6 protein-coding genes and 1 tRNA gene are annotated in these 6,275 nt (G+C 72.1%); 5 read left to right on the forward strand and 2 right to left on the reverse strand.

Annotated features, from left to right (window positions below; all coding sequences use genetic code 11):
- The first annotated feature begins 87 nt into the window (after positions 1–87).
- The 3 genes from ACESL7_RS11640 (at position 88) to ACESL7_RS11650 (ending at position 2,751) form a co-directional block, all read left to right on the forward strand.
- Positions 88–1,101 carry an ABC transporter substrate-binding protein gene (locus ACESL7_RS11640; RefSeq protein WP_372893491.1) on the forward strand — a complete coding sequence of 338 codons (1,014 nt, stop codon included), beginning with the start codon at positions 88–90 and terminating at the stop codon, positions 1,099–1,101.
- Positions 1,102–1,175: 74 nt separating this feature from the next.
- Positions 1,176–1,943 carry an ABC transporter ATP-binding protein gene (locus ACESL7_RS11645; protein WP_372893492.1) on the forward strand — a complete coding sequence of 256 codons (768 nt, stop codon included), beginning with the start codon at positions 1,176–1,178 and terminating at the stop codon, positions 1,941–1,943.
- Positions 1,936–2,751 carry an ABC transporter permease gene (locus ACESL7_RS11650; protein WP_372893493.1) on the forward strand — a complete coding sequence of 272 codons (816 nt, stop codon included), beginning with the start codon at positions 1,936–1,938 and terminating at the stop codon, positions 2,749–2,751. Before ACESL7_RS11645 ends, ACESL7_RS11650 begins: the two co-directional genes overlap by 8 nt.
- Positions 2,752–3,139: 388 nt before the next feature.
- Here the strand turns inward: ACESL7_RS11650 and ACESL7_RS11655 are convergent.
- A tRNA-Arg gene (locus tag ACESL7_RS11655) sits at positions 3,140–3,216 on the reverse strand.
- A gap of 110 nt (positions 3,217–3,326) precedes the next feature.
- Between ACESL7_RS11655 and ACESL7_RS11660 the strand changes: the two genes are divergently transcribed.
- Positions 3,327–4,349 (forward strand): LacI family DNA-binding transcriptional regulator, encoded by a 1,023-nt coding sequence (locus ACESL7_RS11660; protein WP_372893494.1) that lies wholly within the window; start codon positions 3,327–3,329, stop codon positions 4,347–4,349.
- A gap of 158 nt (positions 4,350–4,507) precedes the next feature.
- On the opposite strand, the gene ACESL7_RS11665 is transcribed toward ACESL7_RS11660, so the two are convergent.
- Positions 4,508–5,650, reverse strand: a complete 1,143-nt coding sequence (locus ACESL7_RS11665; RefSeq protein WP_372893495.1) for an alpha-D-ribose 1-methylphosphonate 5-triphosphate diphosphatase — start codon at positions 5,648–5,650, stop codon at positions 4,508–4,510.
- A gap of 29 nt (positions 5,651–5,679) precedes the next feature.
- Here ACESL7_RS11665 and ACESL7_RS11670 point away from each other — a divergent pair.
- The coding region (locus ACESL7_RS11670; protein WP_372893496.1) for a DUF1045 domain-containing protein at positions 5,680–6,275 on the forward strand (596 nt) is incomplete at its 3' end.

Below are 6,275 nucleotides of genomic sequence, written 5' to 3' on the forward strand. Positions count from 1 at the left end.
GGGCGGGCTGTCGCCCGGACCAGCGGGGGCCGGAGGGTGACCCCGGCCAGACGATCGGCGTCACCGGAACGAAAGGGAGGATACGGGATGCGAATGAACAGAAGACACGCGCTCGCGACGATGGGCGGCGCGGCGGCGGCCGCTTCGGGGCTGTCCGCTCCGGCGATCGCGAACACGCCGCTGGTCGTGGGGGCGCTGCGGCTCACGAGCCATTCGGCCAGCTTCATCGCGCTGGAACGTGGATATTTCGAACAGGCCGGCCTGAACGTCGAGCTGCGCTTCTTCGACGCGGCCCAGCCCATGGCCGTGGCCATCGCCTCGGGCGACGTGGACTACGGCATCACCGCCATGACAGGGGCGCTGATCTCGCTTGCCGACCGCGGCGCGGTCCGGATCATCGGCGGGGCGCTGCAGGAGGAACCGGGCGTGACGGGGCAGAAGTACCTCGTGTCGGACGCCGCCTACCAGGACGGGGTGACCACGCCGGCCGCGCTCGCCGGGCGACGCTACGCCGTGACCCAGGCGGGATCCTCGTTCCATTACATGGGATCGAAGATGGCGCAGGCCGAAGGGATGGAGCTGGAATTCGTGCCGCTCCAGAGCGTCGGCAACATCATCAGCTCGCTGCGTTCGGGGCAGGTCGACGGCTGGTCGATCGTGCCGCACATCGCGCTCGCGCTCGACGGGTCGGGGGCCGTGCACATCGTGGGCGATGTGGCCGACTACATCCCCGACTACCAGGTGACGACGGTGTTCACCTCGCAGGACAACGCCGAGACCGAGCGGGAAATGACCGACACCTTCCTCGGTGCGTTCTCGCAAGGCGTGGCGGATTTCAATGCCACGATGGTCGATGGCGAGACCGGCGAGGACGCCCGGGACGAGATGGTGCGCCTGATCCATCAATACGTCTACACCGACCGCGACTACGAGGCCGCGGCCCCCTCGATCATCAACGGGTCGATGCGGTTGAGCCCGAACGCGTCGCTCAACGTCGCCTCGCTGCGCGATCAGCTCGACTGGTTCAAGACCGAGGACCTCGTGGACGGGGACATCGCCTTCGAGACCGTGGTGGACACGAGCTACGTCGAGACGGTCTGAGACGGCACGCCGGGGCAGGCCGCCCTGCCCCGGCGTGGGTCGCGGCACATCTTGGAACAAGGACCGCTGTTTTCATGGACCTGTCCCTGCGCGGGGTGAGCCATTCCTATGGCGACACCGAAGTGCTCTCCGACATATCGCTCGACGTGCCGTCGGGCCGCATCGTCTGTCTCGTCGGCCCGTCGGGGTGCGGCAAGTCCACGCTCCTGCGGATGATCGGCGGACTGGAGCGCCCCGACCGCGGCGAGATCCTTCAGGTCGGCGCGCCGCCCGAGGGGTGTCTCAACCCGCTGACCTATGTCTTCCAGGATTTCGCCCTCCTGCCCTGGCGCAGTGTCGAGGGGAACATCCGGATCGTCCTCGAGGACCGTCGCATCGGCAAGGCGCACGCGCGGGAGATCGTCGCCGACGTGCTGGAGCGCACGCGCCTCACCGATTTCGCCGGGGCCTGGCCGAGGCAGTTGTCCGGCGGCATGAAGCAGCGCGTGGCCATCGCCCGGGCGCTGGCCGTCAACCCCGCGGTGATGCTGATGGACGAGCCGCTCTCGGCGCTCGACGCCCAGACGCGGGAGCTGCTGCTCGACGATCTCGTGTCGCTCTGGACCCGCGCGCCGTTCACCTCGGTCTACGTCACGCACAACCTCGCGGAGGCCGTGCGGCTCGGGCACCGGATCGTGGTTCTGTCACGCCGCCCCGGGCGCATCCGCGAGATCGTCGAGATCGACCGGCCGCTGGCCGAGCGCGGCCTCGGCGACGCGGACCTCGAGGCGCGCCAGAAGCATCTCTGGGACGTCATGCGCGACGAGGCGCGCGCCGCCGACGAGGAGCTGATCGATGTCTGACGCGACGCGCTCCGACGCCCCCGTGACCCGCAGCGTCCCCTTCCGGGGCGGCGGCTTCCGGCCGAAGCCCGTCCGCTTCGCCGGCCTTGCCGTGTTCGTGATCCTGATCGCCCTGATCGAATGGGGCACCCGGGCCGGGTGGATCTCGCAACTGACGCTGCCGCGGCCCTCGGACGTGCTGGCCACCTTCGGCGAGCTTTACCGCACCGGGGCGCTCTGGGATCACCTGTCGGTCTCGCTGTCGCGGCTGGTCGTCGGCTCGGCCATCGGCGTCTCCGCCGGGATCGCGCTCGGCGTCCTGATCGGGCTCTTTTCGCTGGTCCGCGCCGGCCTCGTGCCCCTTGTCGCGGCCATCTTCCCGATCCCGAAGATCGCGCTTCTGCCGCTCTTCGTGATCTGGTTCGGCATCGACGAGGCCTCGAAATACGCGCTGATCGCGCTCGGGACCTTCACGCCCACGGTGGTGGCGACCTACGGCGCGGTGGACAACGTGGACCGGACCCTGATCCGCATGGGCCAGAGCTTCGGGCTGTCCTGGGTGTCCATCGTGCGCAAGATCGTGTTGCCCGGCGCCATGCCGGGCATCCTGTCGGGGCTGAGGATCAGCCTCGCCATCGGGATCATCCTGCTGGTCGCCGCCGAGATGCTGGGCGCGACGCACGGCGTCGGCTCCTACATCCTGCAGGCGGGCTCGCTCTACGACCTCGAACGGCTCTTCGCCGGTGTCACGATTCTCTCGATCCTCGGCGTCACGGTCAGCGCGTTCATCGGCCTCGCGGAACGGCGGCTGCTCAGCTGGAGGTCGTGACGCCGCCCCCCGGAAGGGCCGCGATGCGAGGGGGGCCGATGGCGGCGCACGGGGCCTCCGCCTTCCCCCGCGCCGTCCGGTCGGGGGCGAAGACCCGTCGGCTCGGGCCACGCGGCCTCGCCCGCGTCACGATGATCAACGCACAGGTTCCGGCCCGTCGCGGCGGCGTCAGGCCGGCCGGCGCCCTTGTCCACCGCGATCCGTACCGCGCCGCGGATCGGAGCGACAACACCGGACCGCGTCCCGGTCCTTGCCATCCCCGGCGCGACAGGCGCCGCAAGGCCCTCCCGCGTCGCCGCACCGCCGCGCCGATGGCGCGAGGCGGCACCGACGACAGGCGCCATGCGCGCCTCGAGAGCTTTTGCCAGACCGACGCCGAACAAATAGCTGGCGACCCCGGCAGGATTCGAACCTGCAACCTGCCCCTTAGGAGGGGGCTGCTCTATCCGGTTGAGCCACGGGGCCGCTTGATTGCCTCATAGCGGGGCGCGGCGCGCTTGTCACCCGGGCAGCGGCTTGCGGGGCGGGACCCGAGCGGGATAGGCTCCGGCGACTGTCATGGATCGGATGCGCCCTTGAGCCGACAGGACAAACGGCCGCTCACCCTGCGCGACGTCTCGGAGGCCTCGGGCGTCTCGGAGATGACGGTGAGCCGGGTGCTGCGCAACCGCGACGACGTCTCGCCGCGCACCCGCGAGAAGGTGCTCGCCGCGGTGCGCGCGCTCGGCTACGTGCCCAATCGCATCGCCGGCGGGCTGGCGAGCCAGCGGGTCAACCTCGTCGCGGTGATCGTGCCCTCCTTCGGCAACCTGGTCTTTCCCGAGGTCCTCTCGGGCATCAGCGAGGTGCTGGAGGCCGACGGGCTGCAGCCCGTGGTCGGCATGACCGATTACCTGCCCGAGAAAGAGGAGCGCGTCCTGCACGAGATGCTCTCGTGGCGGCCCTCCGGCGTGATCGTCGCGGGGCTCGAGCATTCCGAGCCCGCCCGCGCGATGCTGCGCGCGGCGCATATGCCGGTGGTCGAGATCATGGACACCGACGGCGAGCCGGTGGACGCCGCAGTGGGCATCTCGCACCGCCGGGCGGGGCGCGAGATGGGGCGCGCCATCCTCGCCGAAGGGTACCGGCGCATCGGCTTTCTCGGCACCAAGATGCCGCTCGACCACCGGGCGCGCAAACGCTTCGAGGGGCTGGTCGAGGTGCTCGCCAAGGGCGGCGTGGAAGTGGAGGACCGGGCCTTCTACTCGGGCGGCTCGGCGCTCGCCAAGGGGCGCGAGATGACGCGCGACATGCTCGGGCGCAGCCCGGAGCTCGATTTCCTGTATTATTCCAACGACCTGATCGCGGCGGGCGGACTCCTCTGGCTGATGGAGCAGGGGATCGACGTTCCCGGCCGCCTCGGCCTCGCCGGGTTCAACGGGCTCACGCTTCTCGACGGGCTGCCGCGCCGGATCGCCACGATGGACGCCTGCCGCCGCGAGATCGGGCGGCGCGCCGCACGCATCGTGGCCGAGCGCGTGGCCGGCCGCGACCCGGGCGAGCGGGTCGTCACGCTGACGCCGACGATCGACGAGGGCGACACGCTTCGCCGCAGGTGACGCGCGCGCAGCTCCTCGGATCGGGACGCCAGACGCCTGCACCAGCCCGTCGCGGCGACACCGCCAGGGATCGCCTCGCGCTTGTCGCTCCCTGCGGTCCCTCTGCGCGCGAGGCGCGGCGAAGAGCGCCCGCCCGGGCGCGATGCGCCGCCCCGCCGTCAGGCCACGCGCGCGCCGCGGACCCAGACGCCCTGAAGCATCGGCACGCCCGCGCGCTCGCCGAAGCGGATGACGTCGCCCCGCCGCCCCTCGATCAGCGCGCCGCGGTCGGAGAGGCCCGCGGCCTCGGCCGGCGCGCGGGTGACGGTGGCCAGCCCGCGCGCCATGTCGTCCCAGAGCCGGCCCAGCCGCACCGCGCCCAGCAGGAGCGCGGCGGGCACGTAGTCCGACGACAGGATGTCGAGGAGCCCCGCCCCGGCCAGGTCCTGCGCGGCCACGTTGCCCGAGTGCGAGCCGCCGCGGATCAGGTTGGGCGCGCCCATCATCACCGGAATGCCGGCGGCCCGACAGGCGTGCGCAGCCTCTTCGGTGGTGGGAAACTCGGCGAGGCGCACCCCGTTCGCCGCGGAGGCGGCGACATGCTCGGCCGTGGTGTCGTCGTGGCTCGCCAGCACCGCGCCGTAGCCGCGCGCCGCCTCGACGGCGTGGCGCGCGTGGGCGTCTCCGTGGCGCGCGCGCAGCTCCTTGAGCTCGGCGACGTGCTCGACGAACTCCGCCTCGGTCATGCCGACCTTGCCGGCGACGTAGGCGCGCAGCTTCGAGAGGTCCCGGAACTGGCGCTGTCCCGGCGTGTGATCCATCAGGCTGACGATGCCGACGCGGTCCTCGGGCCCGAAGGCGGCCATCTCCTCGGGCAGCGTCTCGGAACAGATCTCGGCGCGCAGGTGCAGGAAATGGCTGATCCGGAGCGCGCCGGCCCCGCGCAGCTCCAGAAGCTCGCTCGCGAGGCGCCGCGCGTAGGGCAGGTAGCGCCGCTTGCCGCCGGGGTTGGAGCCCACGCGCATCGCGTCGAAGACCGTGGTGATGCCGCAGCCCGCGAGCTCCGCGTCATGCGCGACGAGCGCGGCGGCATGGGGCCAGTCCACCTTGGGCCGCGGCTCGATGTGGCGCTCGAGGTTGTCGGTGTGCAGCTCCACCAGCCCCGGCGCGACCCAGTCGCCGCCGCAGTCCTCGGCGCCCGCGGGCACGCCCTCTCCCGGCTCGATCGCGGCGATGCGGTCGGCCTCGAGGTGCAGCCGCCCGGTCACGACCCGGTCGGGCAGGATCAGGCGGGCATTGGCGAGGATCGTTTGCCGTGTCATGGGAAGCCCCGTCGGATGGAGGGATTGCAATGGGCTGGACGCGGTACGCGGTCTACGCGCTGCCCGAGGGCGCGCTCGGCGCGGCGGGGGCGGCGTGGCTCGGCTGGGATGCCCGCGCGGGGCGCGCGGTGGCGCAGCCGGAGGTGCCAGGTCTGCCGCGGCCGGTGGCGGAACTGACCGGGCGGCCGGGGCGCTACGGGTTTCACGCGACGATGAAGCCGCCCTTCCGCCTGACCGAGGGGCGCACCGAGGCAGAGCTCTGCGCCGCCTTCGACGCCTTCTGCGCCCGCGCCTGGCCGGCGCAGGCCGAGGGGCTCGCGGTCGCCGCGGTCGGCCCCTTCCTCGCGCTCCGGCCCGAGGGCGAGACGGGGGAACTCGACCGCCTCGCCGCCGCCGCGGTGGAGGTGCTCGACGCCTTCCGCGCTCCCCCGGACGCGGCGGAGCTTGCGCGGCGCCGGAAGCCCGGGCTCAGCCACCGGCAGGACGCGCTGCTGCGGCGCTGGGGCTATCCTTACGTGATGGAGGAGTTCCGCTTTCACGTCACGCTGACCGGCCCGCTGGACGACGCCGAACGGGACCGCGCGCAGGCCGCGCTCGCCGCGCATTTCGCGCCGGTGCTGCCACG

Source organism: Rhodosalinus sp. (assembly GCF_041685465.1).
GTDB lineage: Bacteria > Pseudomonadota > Alphaproteobacteria > Rhodobacterales > Rhodobacteraceae > Rhodosalinus.

Excerpts from the sequence above, each read along its gene's own strand:
- ACESL7_RS11650 (WP_372893493.1), top strand. The coding sequence starts at position 1,936 with ATGTCTGACGCGACGCGCTCCGACGCCCCCGTGACCCGCAGCGTCCCC.
- ACESL7_RS11640 (WP_372893491.1), top strand. The coding sequence starts at position 88 with ATGCGAATGAACAGAAGACACGCGCTCGCGACGATGGGCGGCGCGGCG.
- ACESL7_RS11645 (WP_372893492.1), top strand. The coding sequence starts at position 1,176 with ATGGACCTGTCCCTGCGCGGGGTGAGCCATTCCTATGGCGACACCGAA.
- ACESL7_RS11665 (WP_372893495.1), bottom strand. The coding sequence starts at position 5,650 with ATGACACGGCAAACGATCCTCGCCAATGCCCGCCTGATCCTGCCCGAC.